The organism is Cylindrospermopsis raciborskii Cr2010 (assembly GCF_003367075.2).
Taxonomy (GTDB): Bacteria; Cyanobacteriota; Cyanobacteriia; order Cyanobacteriales; family Nostocaceae; genus Raphidiopsis; species Raphidiopsis raciborskii.
This window is the reverse complement of the sequence record NZ_CP065936.1, coordinates 2,834,518-2,851,683: the sequence shown is the minus strand read 5'-3', so window position 1 is coordinate 2,851,683 and position 17,166 is coordinate 2,834,518. Positions and strand designations below refer to the sequence as shown.

Sequence of the window (17,166 nt, the reverse complement as noted above, 5' to 3'; positions counted from 1 at the left end):
ACTAGGGATTAGTAGTGATTACCGACTTTACGATGGTGAACTGCTGTGAGTGAGTCTGGCTTAGATACTCTTCCCGCATAGACGGTACTATATACCGCCCAATGATCACCACAGTCCATCCGACTTACCACTTCACATTCCATATAGGCTAAAGCATCACTTAAAATCGGAGCGCCATTTTCTGCTGGTTGGGTTTTTACACCTTCAAACCGATCCGCACCGGGAGCAAATCGCTTTAAAAAGTGCTTCATCAATGTTTGATAGTTACCTTCTTCTAAAACATTGAGGACAAACCGATCTCCTACTTGCATCAGAGATTCTATGGCCCGATCTTTAGCTACCGCAATGGAAAAACCTAGGGGTTTAAAACTGGACTGACTTACCCAGGAGGCCAACATAGCACTGGAAACATCACCCTTTTTGGCGGTGATGATATATAAACCACCACTAATCCTCCCCAGGGCTTTATCTAAATCAGCACCCAAGGATTTCATCGCTTTGATGCTTTTCTCTTTGGTAACTAACTGTCCCAGGTCAGTCCCAGCTTCCTCGCATTTTTTGTATGTGTTTTCTGTCGGTGTTTCTCGTATCTCAATCACAGGGAAACCAATCATTAAACCCGCAGCTCGGAATTTATTTAACAGTGGGTAGGTGGGTTCATCATCTCCACCACCAGTTTCAAAAATACCAATGGCTTGTTTTTCAGTAGCTGACCCCAAAACCGTACTCACTGCAGCTTGCATGCTGGAATTAGTGGTGGAAACTGGCGACATTCCTAGAACTAATCCCTTACACCGTCCCACTAGTTCCCGTAGCTCCTGTAGGTCTACTGCTCCACCTAGATCCACCATCTCTACCCCTAGACCCGTCTTCATCACCCCGTTAGCAATGGATTGGGCCAGGCGATCGCTATAACCATACTCAGAGAGATAGAATATCCCTACTACGCTTTCCGCTTTGGTTTGACTTTGACTCCAGGTGCGATAACGTCCCGTTAATTCCTCCACGTTGTGGTATAACAGAGGTCCATGACCGGTAGCAATCATTTTGATATGTTTCAATTCTGCCATCCGCTTTATAGCAGATAACACAGAGCGGGAGTTGGGTCCCATGAGACAGTCATAGTAGTATTTGAAGTCTTCTTCAATGGTGGCTAAATTGTCATCAAATGTGCTATCTGAGCAGTAGTGCATGCCAAAAGCATCACAGGTATATAAAGTTTCTGTATGGTGATCGAAACTAAAAATAGTGTCGGGCCAGTGTAAATTAGGAGCTATGACAAATTCCAATTCATGACCATTTCCCAGAGACAAGCGATCGCCATTTTTCACTATCCGACGTTTAAATGGTTGATGTACCAAACCTTCTAAAAATTGAATTGCTACCTTAGATCCAACCACGGTGATATCAGGAGCTTTTTGCAGCAGATCCTTAACTAATCCGCTGTGATCGGGTTCTGTGTGGCTAATGATGAGATAGTTTATATCTTGAAGATTAATTAAGCTAGTGAGTGCGTCAAAATATAGGTGACGGAACTTTTCATGAGACGTGTCAACTAGAGCTATCTGTTCACCGCGAATCAGAAATGAGTTATAGGTTGTACCATTTTGTAACCCAAACTCAATATCAAAACGGTCCCGATCCCAGTCTAAGGAGCGGATAGCTGTGGTGTCTTGAGCAATTTCTACAGTCTGTGTGGTCAGACGTTTGACAGGAGCTTGTTTTTCCTGTCCAGCATCGGTGAGCAATACCATAACTCCCCTCCTTAATTTCTTTTGAGCATTAATTCCTCTACTCTTGATTGTGACACGGTTTTAATGTTACTGTTTATTGAAAAACCTATGGCTGAGTTAAGAAACTTAAAACTGTGAAACTGAATAGCAGATCAGAAGTTAGGGATGATTTTGTGCTAGGATTGGCCATTGGCAATTCCCATTTACACTGGGGTTTATTTCTGGGGAACAAGTTATACTTCACCTGGGATAGTAGACATTTACCGGAAGATGTGATCTTGCAGATCCCTCAATGTCAAACCCTGGATGAACTGATTACCCTGACCACCCAATTTTCTTTTCCCTCTCACTCCCCAGCTATTTACTGTCCTCTTCCCATTTTTTTAGCTTCCGTGGTTCCCCAGGAAACTCAAACATGGCTATCCTACCCTAACATACAAGTGATCACCTTAAATCAAGTCCCCCTGAAAGAAATATATCCTACCCTGGGTATTGATCGCGCTTTAGCTTTATTGGGTACGGGTAAAAAGTATGGATTCCCAGCTTTAGTAATTGATGCAGGTACAGCTTTAACTTTTACAGGTGTAAATGAAAATGAGTCTTTAGTTGGTGGAGCAATTTTACCGGGTCTGGGTTTACAACTAGCCAGTTTGGGAGAAAATACTGGGCAATTGCCATTATTGACAACGGGGGAAATTCTCAATTTACCACCACGTTTTGCGCTGGAGACGAAAACAGCAATTCTCAGTGGAGTTATTTACACATTGTTGGCGGGAATCCAGGATTTTATTGATTATTGGTTGTCTTCGTTCCCCCACACTTACATTGCAATCACTGGAGGGGATGGAACTTTATTAAAAGACCTTTTAGTTCAACTATCTCCCTCCCTAGGAAAAAGGTTAATTTCAGACCCACATCTCATCCTGTGGGGGATTGAAGAAGTCCTGAGAAACCATTAACAAGTGAAAAAGTCTAGGATATATTGAGCTACTACAGTTGTACAGGTTTGGGGTAAATTGTTTTTTCCATGGGTGATGATTTTTAACTGGGATTGGGAAATCATGGATGAATAGATCTTACTCTTCTCCAGATTTTCCCTCTCATCCTGACCACCTTGCAAAATCAAACAAGGTAGTTCTAGGGTAACTAAATTATTGTCTAATAATTCCCTGTCAATTTCCCGAAATTGCCGATTGAATAATAATTGGCACGCTGTAGGATGATCCAAGAATTTGCGGTGTAATTCCAAGTATTTATTTATTTTGTTTTGCCAACCTAATATTCTAATTATTGGATTGAATCTCTTATCTAAACACTTAAACACTGCAAATAATAAGGACGGTGTATTAGCTAAACGCCGCATACTTGAGCAAGTTGGTTCTAATTTATCTGTCTTTATGCCCTCTGGTTGTAATAACAACAAACTAATAATATAATCAGGATATTTCAGCGCATAACTAGTGGCAATCCAAGCTCCCAAGGAATCCCCTACTAAATAGAATCGCTTCAGCTTCAAAGCTTTTACAAACTCATTCAAACACTCTACTTGTAAGCTGATTGAATGATGTACATTGGGATTTGCGGATGTACCAAAACCTAATAGGTCTGGTGCAAAACAATGGAATTTATCAGCTATTAAACTCATTACCTGTGTCCACTGACTACCATCATTCCAAGGTCCGTGTAAGAAGATTATGGGGATTCCTTCACCGATTTCATGCCAGAATAGAAGTCCTTGGGGAAGTTTGATGCGGGAGTTGCGGAATGGGGTTGTATACGGCATAATCCATTGAAGCAATACTAAGGTTGAATTTTGGGTAAAATCAAAAGATTAATTAAAAAGTTTATAAGCTTAAACTAAGCCAATGTGGTTAACCCACTCAGGTAATCTTGTAACTGCTGATAGTGATCATGGGACATGGGGGTTAGGGGAAGGGAAGTGGGAGGAAAGGCTTTAATTTCTAGCACTTCTAGGTGATCTTGAATGTTCATTTCTCCTTCTACTTCTGCTTCCACTACAACACAAATTGAATGAATTCTAGGATCTCGCTCCCAAGAAGAATAAACTCCCACTAAGCGTCGAATTCTTACTAGTTCCAGTCCCGTCTCTTCCCTCAACTCTCGACGCACTACGCTGGGAATATCTTCTCCCCAATCTACCATACCACCAGGTAACGCCCAACATCCATCATCACTCCGACGAATCAAGACGATTCTGCCATCGGATAAAGTCGCAATAATACTCGTTCCCGGAATGGGGTGACGAAAAATAATGCCTAATATAGTTTTTACAACACGCCACAACTTAGGCGGGGAATAAATCAACGACTTAAAAAAGTTCACTGTTTACTGATTCTTCAAGGTTTGTCTGGTACTTGTTGACAATTATGCCAATGTTTTAGGAATTGTCATAAAAATTTGGATAAAATCAATTACAGTCATCTTAATATGGTTTCCGAATATGGTTAGAATTCTTTATTTGGCTTGACATCCCCCATTCACATAGGATATACTAGAGCACTGTTTAAAGATTTTTCCACACTAAGTACCAAGGTGTATCAATTACATGGGTAGCTGGATATGACCTAAGTGTGGTTGCTCTTGTTGTTTATTCATGAGGTGAATATGGCCAAGCGCCGTAACCCCAAAAAAGAAAAGGCGCTACGGAACCAGGCTTATGCCAGAAAGTTTCGTAAACGGACTACTACAGGAAAAATGCAAAGAAGGTTCCAACAAAGACCATCTAAGGGTGAAGATGATGAAACAGTAGCAGCAGCAATGGATGCAGCTGATTAAATTATCTGTTTGATTTAACTCTCCTGTGCATAAATTCGGACTTGACTCAATAAGGCGAATGGAATTGGAATGTTGCCAGTCCATTCGCTTTGTTCTCAACCAGTTGTTTTTAAGGATAAAACCCTAGCTTGGGTAGTCCCACAGTCTCGTCCCATCCCATCATGATGTTCATACATTGAATTGCCTGTCCTGCTTGACCTTTAATTAAGTTGTCAATGGCTGATGTCACAATTACACGACTAGTTCTCCGATCCACTTCTATACCTATATAACATGTGTTGCTGCCACAGGCCCATTTAGTTTGCGGATAAACCCCACTATCACAGATTTTAACCCAAGTAGAATTACGGTAAAATGCAGTGTAAATAGTTCTTAAATCATCTCTGACTAGACCAGGATCTCTTAGGTTAGCGTAGACGGTGGCGAGAATTCCCCTAACCATGGGAATTAAATGGGGGGTAAATTGAACTGTCACCTCCTGTCTGGCTAAGTCACTACAAATTTGCTCAATTTCTGGGGTGTGACGATGACAAGCAATGTTGTATGCAGCTAGAGAATTATCTGCTTCTGCTAACAAGAGATTAATTTTGCCCTGTCTACCACCACCGGAGGTTCCTGATTTAGCATCAATAATTGCTGTTTCTGGCACAACTAAACCCTGTTTCAATAGGGGAGCTAATGCTAATAAACTCGCCGTGGGATAACAACCAGGACAACCCACTAAACTTGATTCGGCAATTTTGTCTCTATATAGTTCCGGTAGTCCATACACCGCTTTCTGTGATGTCAGGCGATCGCTCCTTTGTATACCATACCAAGTTGTATAAGTTGTCAAATCAGTGAAACGATAATCAGCACTTAGGTCTAGTATTTTACAACCTTTTTCTAGAAGTTTTGGTGCAATGTCACAAGCCAAACCATTAGGTAGGGAAAGAAATACCACTTCACAGCGACTAGCAATCACTTCTGTGTCTACCGCTTCAATGTTTAGATTGAGTATGCTTCCTACATGAGGGTATAAATCAGAAAATGTTTTACCAGCACTGCTTTCACCACCTAGGTATACCAGTTCTATCTGTGGATGATCCATCAGTAGTCTAACCAGTTGCACTCCCCCGTAACCTGAGGCGCCAACAATTCCAACTGGTATGCGCCTAAAATTATTCATTTTGTAAAATCCTCATCCAGTTTCGGTAATATCAGTAATGTCATATAATACTACCTAATAATATTACGGTTGAGTCTTCTCAACACCCAAACTAGAATTATTGCCAACTACCTCACCACAAATAGTCTACAATTAGAAATTGGAAGGTCTTACAAAATTCACTTTGGTAGCTAGAAATTTGCCGTGTCTGAGTCCAATAATCACCAAACCTTTAAATTTGACCCTATTAATGCCGCTTTAGCAGATCTCAAGTCTGGTCGCGCCATTGTAGTAGTAGATGATGAAAACCGGGAAAATGAAGGCGATTTAATCTGTGCTGCTCAATTCGCTACCCCGGATATGATTAATTTTATGGCGGTAGAAGCAAGAGGGTTGATTTGCCTAGCCATGACAGGCGATCGCCTGGATGAATTAGATTTACCATTAATGGTTAGCAATATCACAGATACTAACCAAACTGCCTTTACCGTAAGTATTGATGCTGGTCCCCATTTGGGAGTGACCACGGGTATTTCCGCAGAAGATAGGGCACGTACAATTCAAGTGGCCCTCAATCCAGCCACCAAACCCCTGGATTTGCGCCGCCCAGGTCATATTTTCCCCATTCGAGCCAAAGCAGGAGGTGTGTTAAAACGGGCAGGTCATACAGAAGCTGCTGTAGACTTAGCAAGATTGGCCGGATTATATCCCGCTGGTGTGATTTGTGAAATTCAAAATCCTGACGGGTCTATGGCTAGATTACAACAGTTGATGGAATATGCCACCCTACATCACCTGAAAATTATTAGCATTGCAGATCTAATTAGTTACCGACTACAAAATGATCGCCTCATCTATAGGGAAATAGTGACTAAACTACCCAGTCAGTTTGGGCAATTTGATATTTATGGTTATCGTCACACTTTGGATAATACAGATCATGTTGCTATTGTCAAGGGAGACCCCGCAGAATTTGGGGAGCGCCCAATTATGGTACGCATGCACTCGGAGTGTTTGACTGGGGATGCTCTGGGTTCCCTACGATGTGATTGTAGGATGCAATTACAAGCAGCATTAAAAATGATTGAAAATGCTGGTCAGGGGGTGGTTGTTTATTTGCGTCAAGAGGGAAGAGGTATAGGTTTAATTAATAAACTGAAAGCCTATTCCTTGCAGGATATGGGACTGGATACGGTGGAAGCTAACGAAAGATTAGGATTTCCAGCGGATTTGCGTGATTATGGTATGGGAGCGCAAATTTTAATGGATTTGGGAATTAAGAAAATTCGTCTGATTACTAATAACCCCCGTAAAATTGCTGGAGTTAAAGGTTATGGGTTGGAAGTGGTTGACCGCGTTCCTTTGCTCATAGAATCCAATGATTTTAATTCCTATTATTTAGCCACTAAAGCTAAGAAGTTAGGACACATGTTGTTACAAACTTATCTGGCCACTGTCGCATTGCACTGGGGAGATGAACCAGAATCCATCGCCCAACGCTATGAAAGGTTGGAAAAATTACGATACCTGGCTAAAAGTAATCATCTTCTTTTACAGGAGGAAGCTAGACCTTTAGGAATTGCTTTGTTTGATCAAGTATCACTGATTGTACATTTGGGATTTGATCAACCAAACGTGGCTGATGTAAATTGGTATCAACAAAAAGGTCATCCCTATCTACAAGCCCTGGGTCAGATTTTGGATCAGCTCATTGCGCTACCATACATCCATAAGTTGGAATTTCTAGTCTCATCTGGTAGTGACCCTTTGAGTAATTTACAGGTAAAGTTAGATCGCCAGCTTATTAGTTCTGATGTTAAACCCTCATCCCTTCAAGACTGTCTCCAAACACAACAGATTTATTGTTTTGGTAACTGCACCTGAAGCGCCCAGCTTATTGTTCCATCTGCTTGACAAGATGAGCAATTTCAGGCAATATCAACGCCTCCATCCCTAAACGCACTGCATTACTAGATCCTGGTAAGGAAAAAACTAGTTTGTTTCTGTATGTACCAGCTACAGCACGAGAAGCGATCGCCCGGGAACCAATTTCTTGATAACTTAACCAACGAAATAGCTCACCAAACCCCGGTAAGGTCTTTTCTAACAAACTGGCGATCGCATCGTAGGTGGTATCCCTAGGAGCAACACCCGTACCACCATTGCAAATCACAACATTAATCTCTGTTTTATTACTGAGGTAATTGAGATGGGATTGAATTGTTGCAGGATCATCGGGGATGATCACATAATCAGCAACAACATGGTTAGCAGTCAATAATAGTTGTTGAATTAGTTGACCACTGCGATCTGTTTGGATGTTACGGGTATCACTAACAGTAATCACTGCGCAGTTGGCAATAATTGCTGTCATGTCATGGTGTGGTTGTATTTCCATGATTCCAGGTATGAAGTAGTTACTCAGATTTACTCAAACCCAAACCATTTTCTTCAGCGTAGCGATTCATAAAACGCATAAAGCGATCCCACTCTTGAGAGGTTTTGATTAAATACACCGCTTCCACAGCTTCTGGTTTACCATTAACAAATTTCCCTCTTACCTCGCGGGTAACAATTTCGCCCTCCTCGTCAATCATATACATTCCAGTGATTCCGTCAGTATTGCCTTCTTGGAGGATATCGGGGTTGACAAAGGTGAAAGTTGCTGTACCTTGGTCACCACTGCGGGATCTGGTCAACCTTACATCTGGAACTACTTTCTCATCAGTACCTTTAGAAAACTGGATGCTTGCCATAATTAATCATTTTAAGTTTTGTGACCCATCTTTAATATTTTCCCATCATGGGGACATTTTATCCACAACCGCTTTTAGCCCCCCTTGAAACCTTTACCCTTATTTACGAAGGGGAGACAAAGACAGTGTTCTATTTGTTGTAGTAACTCCCGTTCATCCAAGTTTTGACCTATTAAAACCAACTGATTTTTCTTTTCCCCATGCCATTGATCATCATCAATGGTGAAGCGCTTACCACAGAGGTGAAAAATATGACGGTTGGGACTCTCCTCAAACCACATAATACCCTTGGCGCGAAATACATTGGTTGGCAATTGGTTATCCAAAAAATATTGAAATTTACGAATGGCAAAAGGTTTATCACTCTGGAAAGAAATGGAAACAAACCCGTCATTTTCTAGATGGTGAGAATGGTGGTGATGTTCGTGTTCATGATGGTCATGGTCACAACTAGAATGATCATGATGCTCATGTTTATCAGTTGACGTATCAAAATACTTATCAGACTCAAATAAGCCCACACTGAGAATTAGGGCCAGGGGAACCTGAGAATTTTTAGTTCTAATAATTCTGGTACCTTCCTTAACATCATGAATCTTCCTTTCCAAGACTGTTAAAGTTGCTTCGTCAACCAAATCTACTTTGTTCAGCAAAATTACATCACCATAAACGATTTGACTGTGGGCAGCTTGAGAATTAAATAGATCTAAACTATAGTTTGCAGCGTCAACCACAGTTATAATAGAGTCTAGTCTAGTTAGGTCTCTTAGTTCTGAGCCTAAAAAGGTCATAGCCACAGGCAAAGGATCTGCTAAACCGGTAGTTTCCACCACCAAATAATCTATTTTTTCTTCTCGTTCTAAGACCTGGTAAACAGCATCAACTAAGTCATTGTTAATAGTACAACAAATACAGCCATTGCTCAATTCTACCATGTTATCGTCAGTAGTAACGATCAACTCATTATCAATGCCAATCTCACCAAATTCATTCACGAGAACAGCAGTTTTTACACCTTGTTGATTAGTCAAAATATGATTAAGTAGGGTAGTCTTACCACTTCCCAGAAATCCGGTAATAATCGTCACTGGTAAACCCTGTTTAGAAACAGGCATTTTGGGAGATTCAATAGCAACTGCTGAAGTCATAATAATCAATTTGAGAATGAGGGTTTAGGTAGATTCGTACTTATAGCCAATTATAGCCAGTTATATGCAGCTTACCCACAAACCATTTTAGAGACTAGGAAGAGTTTTGGCAAATTGACAGAAATCAGGAAAAATTGCCATTTACCCAACCAACTTAAACCCTGGTGGGCTATAATTGCCAATCATCAGATTGTCCCAATTCTCGATTATGACCCTATCTATTTACAATACTCTCACCCGTCGTCAAGAGGAATTTAAACCCGTCGAGCCTGGTCAGGTTAGGATGTATTATTGTGGTGTGACAGTATATGACTATTGTCACTTGGGTCATGCTAGAGCTTGTATAGTATGGGATGTGGTAAGGCGTTACTTAGAATTTATTGGTTATAGGGTACGTTATATCCAAAACTTTACAGATATTGACGACAAAATCCTCAACCGTGCTAGAAAAGAAAACTCCACCATGGAAACAGTAGCAGAGCGCTATATTCAAGCCTATTTTGAGGATATGGGGCGCTTAGGGGTAAGGGAAGCAGATGAATATCCCCGGGCGACACACACCATGAATGGCATCAAAAGGTTGATTCAAGACTTAGAAGTAAGAGGTTATGCCTATCCTGCTGATGGAGACGTTTATTATGCTGTGAGAAAGTTTAATGAGTATGGTAAACTTTCAGGAAGGAAATTAGCAGATTTACAAGCGGGTGCGAGTGAGAGAGTTAATATAGAAGATCCAGAATATCAAAAAAAGAAAGATCCCTTTGATTTTGCCCTGTGGAAAGCCGCAAAACCGTGTGAACCAGCATGGGAGTCGCCCTGGGGTAAAGGTCGTCCAGGATGGCACATAGAATGTTCAGCCATGGTGAGAGATAGGTTAGGAGATACGATAGATATTCATGCGGGTGGTGCGGATTTAATATTTCCCCATCATGAAAACGAAATTGCCCAATCAGAAGCAGTCACAGGGAAACCACTGGCCAATTATTGGTTACATAATGGTATGGTAAAAGTAGATGGGGAGAAAATGTCCAAGTCCCTAGGGAATTTTACCACCATTAGGGATTTATTAGATCGGGGGGTTGACCCCATGGCATTAAGATTATTCGTCCTCATGGCCCAATATCGCAAACCCCTAGATTTTACCGAGGAGGCCATTTTAGCAGCAACTAATGGTTGGCATACCCTGAAAGAGGGTTTATTATTTGGTTATCATCATGGTGGAAAATTAGATTGGGATTTGCAATCAGCCAAAGATAACACTAATATAGACCAAGTGGAGATTGAGAAATTCACCACAACAGTGGATGATGATTTTAACTTTCCTGGTGGGTTAGCAGTTATTTTTGAAATAGCCAAAGAACTGAGGAAAGAAGGGAATATTATTGTTCATGAAGGAAAAACACAAACCCCCTGTGCAAAACTATTGACAAAATGGCAAACACTAGTGACTTTGACCAGTGTTTTAGGTTTAATAGCTAAACCAGAGGAGCAAAAAACCATAGATGAAAGTTTAAGTGACAAAGTAATTGAGAACCTAGTACAGAAAAGACAGGAAGCAAGAAAAGCCAAAGACTTTGCTGAATCTGACCGCATCAGGGAGGAACTAAAAGCAAAGGGTATCACCCTAATAGACAGCAAAGAGGGGACTCGTTGGCAAAGGGAACAGGATTTTTAACGCATTAATCAACTAAACCGATATTAGTAACATGTGGAAAGAATTAACACAAGCTATTGATCAGTTTGATACCACCGTTGATTGGATGGGAATTCGTGCTGTTAAAGAAGTTGCTAGAGACTACTATGTGAGAGATGGTCTACCTAGAAGCAACGGTAAATCCTTAACAAGGGGAGCAATGATAGAAGTGATGGTTAATGGTAGCATCGGTTATGCAGCTACTAATTGCCTAACCTCATTGTCACTCAAGCACGCGGCTCAAATAGCTTACCAACAGGCAGTTGCAGCTAGTAAATTTCGGATATATCCACTGGAAAAAAACACCCGTCCAGCAATGGTTGGTGAATATAATACACCCCTGGATCAACCGTTAAATTTTCTGAGTCCAGGGGAAATAAATGATTTACTCATCCGTATTTGTCATGGACTAAAAATTAGTGATCAAATAGTCCAAACCAGTGGCCACATTAATGCAAGTGAAAAAGAGACCTGGTTTGTTAGTAGCAATGGCTCGGAAATTTACCAAAAAATCACTTCTGTAGGCAATCATTTTGGGGTAATAGCCCAGGATGGTCGGGTGGTGCAACAGCGAAGTAATCATGGAATGCACGCCAATTGTTATCAAGGCGGATGGGAAGTATTAAAACAAGATAAATTATGGGATAAGGTTCAACAAGTTGCTGAACAAGCTATAGAATTATTAAATGCTCCAGAATGTCCCAATACAGAGACAAATTTGGTGTTAGCACCAGATCAAATGATGCTACAAATTCATGAAAGTGTGGGACATCCTTTAGAAATAGACCGCATTTTAGGTGATGAACGGAACTACGCGGGTGGTAGTTTTGTGAACCCAGAGGATTTTGGCAAATTACAATATGGCTCACCTTTAATGAATATTACCTTTGATCCCACTGTTGAAGGAGAATCGGCCAGTTATCAATTTGATGATACTGGTGCAAAAGCTACAAAATAATATCTAATTCAAGATGGTATTTTGCAAAGGGGTTTGGGCAGTTTAGAAAGTCAAGCTCGTTCTGGTTTACCAGGAGTAGCTTGTGCTCGCGCTTGCTCTTGGAATCGTCCACCAATTGATAGAATGGCTAACCTTAATTTAGAGCCAGGGGATACTAGTTTTGGGGAAATGATTGAGGGTATAGAACATGGTGTTTATATGGAGTCCAATCGCTCTTGGTCCATAGATGATCTTCGCCATAAGTTCCAATTTGGGTGTGAATATGCCAAACTAATTGAAAATGGTCAACTGACAAAAACTTTAAGAAATCCCAATTACAGAGCAACAACACCACAATTTTGGCATAGTTTAGTCCAGGTGGGTAATTTTGAGAATTGGCAAATGTATGGCACGCCATTTTGTGGGAAGGGAGAGCCAAATCAAGCTATATGGGTAGGTCATGGTTCACCCCCTTGTGTGTTTACAAATATAGAAGTTTTTGGTGGAGGGTAAGATGGAAGTAGATGGTTTCAAATTAGAAAAAAACTTTCATAATCTTAGGGAAATGCTGTTAAGCAAAAAATCAGATCAGGAAGATTTTACACTTAATCTTAGCAGTGAAAGGAGTCAGTTTACCCGGTTTAATCAGGGAAAACTTAGACAAACGGGAGTAGTGTATGATGGTTCTGTGCATTTAACTTTAATGGCTGATCATCGCAGTAGTTTTTGTCATTTTCCCTTCACTGGTAATTGGGAGATAGATCGGGAAGTTGCATGTCAAAATTTAGAAGAACTAAGGGAAGAAATCTCCATGTTACCAGTAGATCCCTACATAGTTTTACCAGGGGGAGAGGGAAGCATTAGGGAAATACATAGAGGTGAATTATTAGCACCAGAAAAAGTGCCCGATAGCATTTTAACATCCCTAGAAAATTTAGATTTTACTGGTATGTATGCTGGGGGTATCATTATAAGGGGATATGGAGATTCTAGAGGAAAAAGCCATTGGTTTGTTACCAATTCTTTTAATTTAGATTATTCTTTAATTATTGCACCGAAAAAAGCAGTCAAAGCCACCTTTGCTGGGAGAGAATGGAAACAATCAGCATACATTGATAAAATCGCGGATGGCAAAAAACAATTGTCTTTATTATCCCGTGAACCTAGGAAACTGCCCAGGGGTAAATATAGAACCTACTTTGCTCCTGGTGCGGTAGCTGAACTATTGGATATGTTATCTTGGGGTGCTATTAGTGAATCTTCTATACAGCAGGGTAATAGTGCTTTAGCACCATTGTCAAGAGGTGAAAAACAGCTTTCACCCAAGTTTAATTTAAAGGAGAACTTTAGCGCTGGTTTGACCCCCAGATTTAACAGTTTAGGAGAAATATCACCACAGGAATTAACCCTAATCGAAAATGGGGGTTTAGTCAATAGTTTGGTCAATTCCCGCACTGCTAAGGAATATAATAAAGTCAGCAATGCTGCAAACAGTTCAGAAACATTACGCTCCCCCGAAATCAAGATAGGCAACTTGGATTTTGGAGATATTCTGGCCAGTTTAGGAACTGGGTTATATGTTTCCAATTTACATTATTTAAACTGGAGCAACCGTCAAACTGGTAGAATCACCGGAATGACCAGGTATGCTTGTTTTTGGGTAGAAAATGGAGAGATGGTCGCCCCCATAGAAAATCTACGTTTCGATGAAAGTTTGTATGACTTTTGGGGAGAAAAATTAGTTGATTTTACCAACTTTCAAGATCTAATCCCCGAAGTAGGTACATACACCAAACGTCAATTGGGTGGTAGTTTAGTACCCGGAATGTTGGTTGAGGACTTTAGTTATAGTTTCTAGAGCCAGATGTTTTTAAAAACCGATCTGGAAAATTTCCGGACTTCATCTAGTTTCAATTGTAAACGTAAAGGTGGTTAGTTAAACACCAAGATTGACGACACCTTTACTTAATATTGCACACGGCAAGATACTTTCATCCTCGGTTCTTGCTCATTTGCTACCGAAAATTTTATTTTCTGTGCCAATTTTGCGTTGAAGACAAAATAATTATCATCAATAATTGTATTTAACTCTCCATTCCCCTATCTACATTTTCAGCAAACCCTGTCTAGGAGTGATTGAATATGGCTAATCTCAACCCGTCCCATGGCAGTAAACAGCTTTTGGCAGGTTACTGTGGTATTATTTTCGGTGGATTTGGTATTCATAAATTTATCCTTGGTTATGCGCCCGAAGGTTTTATTATGTTGGTTATTTCTGTAGTTGGGGGTTCTCTCACCTTTGGATTGACATTGATTATTATGCAACTGATTGGTCTGATTGAAGGTATGATTTACCTGAATAAAAACCATGAGGATTTTGTTGATACTTATTTTATAGGTAAACAGCGCTGGTTTTAATACGCCCTAATCATCCCTATTTTCTATCCTACTTACACTTAAATCTCCAGATTTTGTTTATCCTAGAGATGGCACTAGTTTTAGCCATATAGCTTGTTATGCAACTTGCACAAAAAAATGAATTGACAGAAGAAAGCGCTGCAACAACTAGAAAAGTCATACTCGATGTTAGCGGTATGAAGTGTGCTGGCTGTGTAAAAGCGGTAGAAACACAGTTAACCCAACACCCGGGGGTAAAAAGCGCCTGTGTGAATCTAGCTACAGAAATTGCTGTGGTAGAAATAGAAGATGCTGTTGAGGGGGATACGCTGGCACAGGTATTAACAGCGAAAGGGTTCCCCTCAGAAATGCGAAACTCTCAAGGGTTCAGCAGGGTTGGAAAGCAAGACCAAGAAATGAGATCTGCTTTTATGCAGTTAATAGTTGCTTCTGGACTGTTGCTGTTTTCAGGACTGGGACACTTTGGCAGTCATTTATTTCCTATTTTGAGTACCATTGGGTTAAATAACATTTGGTTTCATTGTGCATTGGCAACCCTTGCACTCCTGTTTCCTGGTCGTCCAATCATTATAGATGGTTGGTTGGGTTGGCGACGAGGATCCCCAAATATGAATACCTTAATCGCTTTAGGAACTTTAACTGCTTATATTACTAGTTTAGTTGCACTTTTATTTCCCCGGATGGGTTGGGACTGTTTCTTTGATGAACCAGTAATGATGTTGGGCTTTATCCTCTTGGGTAAAACCTTGGAGAAACAAGCTAAAGGGCGCGCTGCATCAGCATTTCATCAATTGTTAGCCCTAAGACCACAAATTGCTAGACTAATTGTCAACCCTGATGGCCAGAAATTAGCAGTTAGTCCCAACATTAATATTATTGAAATACCAGCTGACCAGGTACGAGTGGGAGAGTGGTTACAAGTACTACCAGGGGATAAAATTCCCGTCGATGGTCAGGTGCAGTTTGGACAAACCACCGTTGATGAATCAATGTTGACTGGGGAAGCTGTTCCTGTAATTAAACAACCAGGAGATTCTGTTGCAGCGGGAACTATTAATCAGTCAGGAACTGTCTCAATTGTAGCTAGGAAAATCGGTGAAGATACTGTCCTAGCTCAGATTGTTGCTCTGGTAGAAAGTGCCCAAACTCGTAAAGCTCCTGTGCAAAAATTGGCTGATACCATTGCTGGTTATTTTACTTATGCTGTTTTAACAGCTTCTTTTCTAACCTGGGCATTCTGGTATTTTATAGGAACTCGTGTTTGGCCAGAGGTGTATATTACTTCTGGAATGGTCATGGGTAATCATTCTATCCCCCTACTCAATGATCAAAATTCGGCACTGCTCATTAGTTTAAAACTGGCGATCGCAGTTTTAGTAGTAGCTTGTCCCTGTGCTTTAGGACTAGCCACACCCACAGCTATCTTGGTAGGGACTGGTGTGGGAGCAGAATCTGGGTTACTAATCAAGGGTGGGGATGTATTAGAAAAGGTTCACCATTTAAACACCATCGTATTTGACAAAACTGGTACTCTTACCACAGGTAATCCCATAGTTACAGACTGTCTACCACTAACAGATATAGACACTACCAATTTGATGCAATTAGCAGCAGCGGTGGAAAAAGGCACTTGTCATCCCCTAGCGAAAGCCATACAGCAGTCGGGAGAAAAGCTAAATTTACCCATCCCCCATGCCATGAATTTTTACACGGAACCAGGTATGGGAGTTTCCGCTATGGTAGAGGGGAAAAGTGTGCTGTTGGGTAACTGGGAATGGTTAAACAGTCATGGAATTACTATCAATACAACTACCCAAGAACAAGGACAAAAACTGGCAAAGGAAGGAAAAACAGTCATTGGTGTTGCTGTGGATGACATTTTGGCAGGTTTAATAGCTGTTAGTGATACCATTAGACCCGATGCCAAATTAACAGTAAACCACTTGCAAAGAATGGGTTTACATGTTATAGTCCTCAGCGGTGATAGGTTAGAAGCAGCAGTTGTGATTGCCCAACAGCTTGGTCTCGATAGTACCAATGTTATTGCTGGCGTTACTCCAGAGCAAAAAGCTGGACTAATTCGTTCTCTCCAGCAGGGTAGCTTAAATGTAGGTGATAATTCCTGTGTGGTAGCTATGGTGGGAGATGGTATCAACGATGCACCCGCTTTATCCCAAGCGGATGTGGGAATTGCCCTGAGTTCAGGAACAGACGTGGCTATGGAAAGTGCGGAAATTGTCCTTATGGGTGACAGCTTGAGTGATGTGGTAGCATCTATCCAACTTGCTCGTAAAACTTTCACTAAAATTCGTCAAAACCTATTTTGGGCCTTTGCCTATAACACCATTGCCATCCCCTTAGCTGCTGGGGTTCTCTTACCCAGCTTACATTTTGTCCTAACTCCCTCTAGTGCTGCTGCGATTATGGCTTTTAGTTCCGTTAGCGTGGTGACTAACTCTCTTTTGTTGAGAGGTGTGAAACCACAAAACCAGATGGCTCCCAGATAAGTCCTGTTTTCTTCCATAGCATATACTATTG

General features: G+C 40.9%; 14 protein-coding genes and 1 pseudogene. 8 read left to right on the top strand and 7 right to left on the bottom strand.

Translation table 11 applies throughout. The features are described from left to right. Positions 1-8: 8 nt before the first annotated feature. A complete protein-coding gene (locus C6N34_RS12990) occupies positions 9-1,754 on the bottom strand; it encodes a diflavin flavoprotein (protein ID WP_115538706.1) in 1,746 nt (581 codons plus the stop codon). Between the two features lie 113 nt (positions 1,755-1,867). Here C6N34_RS12990 and C6N34_RS12985 point away from each other — a divergent pair, with 113 nt between their 5' ends. Beyond that, positions 1,868-2,692 carry a pantothenate kinase gene (locus tag C6N34_RS12985; protein WP_115538705.1) on the top strand — a complete coding sequence of 275 codons (825 nt, stop codon included), beginning with the start codon at positions 1,868-1,870 and terminating at the stop codon, positions 2,690-2,692. Here the strand turns inward: C6N34_RS12985 and C6N34_RS12980 are convergent. Both C6N34_RS12980 and C6N34_RS12975 read right to left on the bottom strand, forming a co-directional pair. Then, positions 2,689-3,516: an alpha/beta fold hydrolase gene (locus C6N34_RS12980; protein WP_115538704.1), complete on the bottom strand. Its 828-nt coding sequence runs from the start codon at positions 3,514-3,516 to the stop codon at positions 2,689-2,691. The two genes, C6N34_RS12985 and C6N34_RS12980, sit on opposite strands and share 4 nt — an antisense overlap. Positions 3,517-3,590: 74 nt before the next feature. Continuing rightward, positions 3,591-4,076, bottom strand: a complete 486-nt coding sequence (locus tag C6N34_RS12975) for an NUDIX hydrolase (protein WP_071985343.1) — start codon at positions 4,074-4,076, stop codon at positions 3,591-3,593. A gap of 282 nt (positions 4,077-4,358) precedes the next feature. Here C6N34_RS12975 and C6N34_RS12970 point away from each other — a divergent pair, with 282 nt between their 5' ends. After that, the gene (locus C6N34_RS12970; RefSeq protein ID WP_006276561.1) at positions 4,359-4,529 is read left to right on the top strand and encodes a hypothetical protein; all 171 of its coding nucleotides are present in this window, start codon (positions 4,359-4,361) and stop codon (positions 4,527-4,529) included. A gap of 109 nt (positions 4,530-4,638) precedes the next feature. Here C6N34_RS12970 and argC read toward each other — a convergent pair whose 3' ends face one another. Beyond that, a complete protein-coding gene (gene argC / locus C6N34_RS12965) occupies positions 4,639-5,697 on the bottom strand; it encodes an N-acetyl-gamma-glutamyl-phosphate reductase (RefSeq protein WP_115538703.1) in 1,059 nt (352 codons plus the stop codon). A gap of 183 nt (positions 5,698-5,880) precedes the next feature. Between argC and ribBA the strand changes: the two genes are divergently transcribed. After that, positions 5,881-7,560, top strand: coding sequence for a bifunctional 3,4-dihydroxy-2-butanone-4-phosphate synthase/GTP cyclohydrolase II (gene ribBA / locus C6N34_RS12960; protein ID WP_057178375.1), 1,680 nt, complete (start codon positions 5,881-5,883; stop codon positions 7,558-7,560). 10 nt (positions 7,561-7,570) lie between these two features. Here ribBA and C6N34_RS12955 read toward each other — a convergent pair whose 3' ends face one another. From C6N34_RS12955 to C6N34_RS12945, 3 genes are all read right to left on the bottom strand, one after another. Then, on the bottom strand, positions 7,571-8,074 hold the full coding sequence (locus tag C6N34_RS12955; protein WP_057178376.1) for a MogA/MoaB family molybdenum cofactor biosynthesis protein: 504 nt from the start codon (positions 8,072-8,074) through the stop codon (positions 7,571-7,573). A 19-nt stretch (positions 8,075-8,093) separates the two neighbouring features. Continuing rightward, positions 8,094-8,432 carry a photosystem II reaction center protein Psb28 gene (gene psb28, locus C6N34_RS12950; RefSeq protein WP_006276565.1) on the bottom strand — a complete coding sequence of 113 codons (339 nt, stop codon included), beginning with the start codon at positions 8,430-8,432 and terminating at the stop codon, positions 8,094-8,096. Between the two features lie 74 nt (positions 8,433-8,506). Continuing rightward, the gene (locus tag C6N34_RS12945) at positions 8,507-9,580 is read right to left on the bottom strand and encodes a CobW family GTP-binding protein (RefSeq protein ID WP_115538702.1); all 1,074 of its coding nucleotides are present in this window, start codon (positions 9,578-9,580) and stop codon (positions 8,507-8,509) included. A gap of 208 nt (positions 9,581-9,788) precedes the next feature. Here C6N34_RS12945 and cysS point away from each other — a divergent pair, with 208 nt between their 5' ends. From cysS to C6N34_RS12920, 5 genes and pseudogenes are all read left to right on the top strand, one after another. Then, entirely contained in the window at positions 9,789-11,255 is a 1,467-nt protein-coding gene (gene cysS, locus C6N34_RS12940) for a cysteine--tRNA ligase (protein WP_057178378.1), read from the top strand. A 31-nt stretch (positions 11,256-11,286) separates the two neighbouring features. Then, positions 11,287-12,723, top strand: a pseudogene (locus C6N34_RS12935) (TldD/PmbA family protein). 1 nt (position 12,724) lies between these two features. Beyond that, positions 12,725-14,068 carry a TldD/PmbA family protein gene (locus tag C6N34_RS12930; RefSeq protein WP_115538701.1) on the top strand — a complete coding sequence of 448 codons (1,344 nt, stop codon included), beginning with the start codon at positions 12,725-12,727 and terminating at the stop codon, positions 14,066-14,068. A gap of 284 nt (positions 14,069-14,352) precedes the next feature. Continuing rightward, positions 14,353-14,628, top strand: coding sequence for a TM2 domain-containing protein (locus C6N34_RS12925; protein ID WP_006276570.1), 276 nt, complete (start codon positions 14,353-14,355; stop codon positions 14,626-14,628). Between the two features lie 98 nt (positions 14,629-14,726). Further along, positions 14,727-17,135 (top strand): heavy metal translocating P-type ATPase, encoded by a 2,409-nt coding sequence (locus C6N34_RS12920; RefSeq protein ID WP_115538700.1) that lies wholly within the window; start codon positions 14,727-14,729, stop codon positions 17,133-17,135. Positions 17,136-17,166 lie beyond the last annotated feature (31 nt).

What these genes read in the sequence shown, in the direction of transcription:
- C6N34_RS12970 (WP_006276561.1), top strand. Translation starts at nt 4,359, where the DNA reads ATGGCCAAGCGCCGTAACCCCAAAAAAGAAAAGGCGCTACGGAACCAG.
- C6N34_RS12920 (WP_115538700.1), top strand. Translation starts at nt 14,727, where the DNA reads ATGCAACTTGCACAAAAAAATGAATTGACAGAAGAAAGCGCTGCAACA.
- C6N34_RS12925 (WP_006276570.1), top strand. Translation starts at nt 14,353, where the DNA reads ATGGCTAATCTCAACCCGTCCCATGGCAGTAAACAGCTTTTGGCAGGT.
- C6N34_RS12955 (WP_057178376.1), bottom strand. Translation starts at nt 8,074, where the DNA reads ATGGAAATACAACCACACCATGACATGACAGCAATTATTGCCAACTGC.
- cysS (WP_057178378.1), top strand. Translation starts at nt 9,789, where the DNA reads ATGACCCTATCTATTTACAATACTCTCACCCGTCGTCAAGAGGAATTT.
- C6N34_RS12990 (WP_115538706.1), bottom strand. Translation starts at nt 1,754, where the DNA reads ATGGTATTGCTCACCGATGCTGGACAGGAAAAACAAGCTCCTGTCAAA.
- C6N34_RS12980 (WP_115538704.1), bottom strand. Translation starts at nt 3,516, where the DNA reads ATGCCGTATACAACCCCATTCCGCAACTCCCGCATCAAACTTCCCCAA.
- argC (WP_115538703.1), bottom strand. Translation starts at nt 5,697, where the DNA reads ATGAATAATTTTAGGCGCATACCAGTTGGAATTGTTGGCGCCTCAGGT.
- C6N34_RS12945 (WP_115538702.1), bottom strand. Translation starts at nt 9,580, where the DNA reads ATGACTTCAGCAGTTGCTATTGAATCTCCCAAAATGCCTGTTTCTAAA.
- psb28 (WP_006276565.1), bottom strand. Translation starts at nt 8,432, where the DNA reads ATGGCAAGCATCCAGTTTTCTAAAGGTACTGATGAGAAAGTAGTTCCA.
- C6N34_RS12930 (WP_115538701.1), top strand. Translation starts at nt 12,725, where the DNA reads ATGGAAGTAGATGGTTTCAAATTAGAAAAAAACTTTCATAATCTTAGG.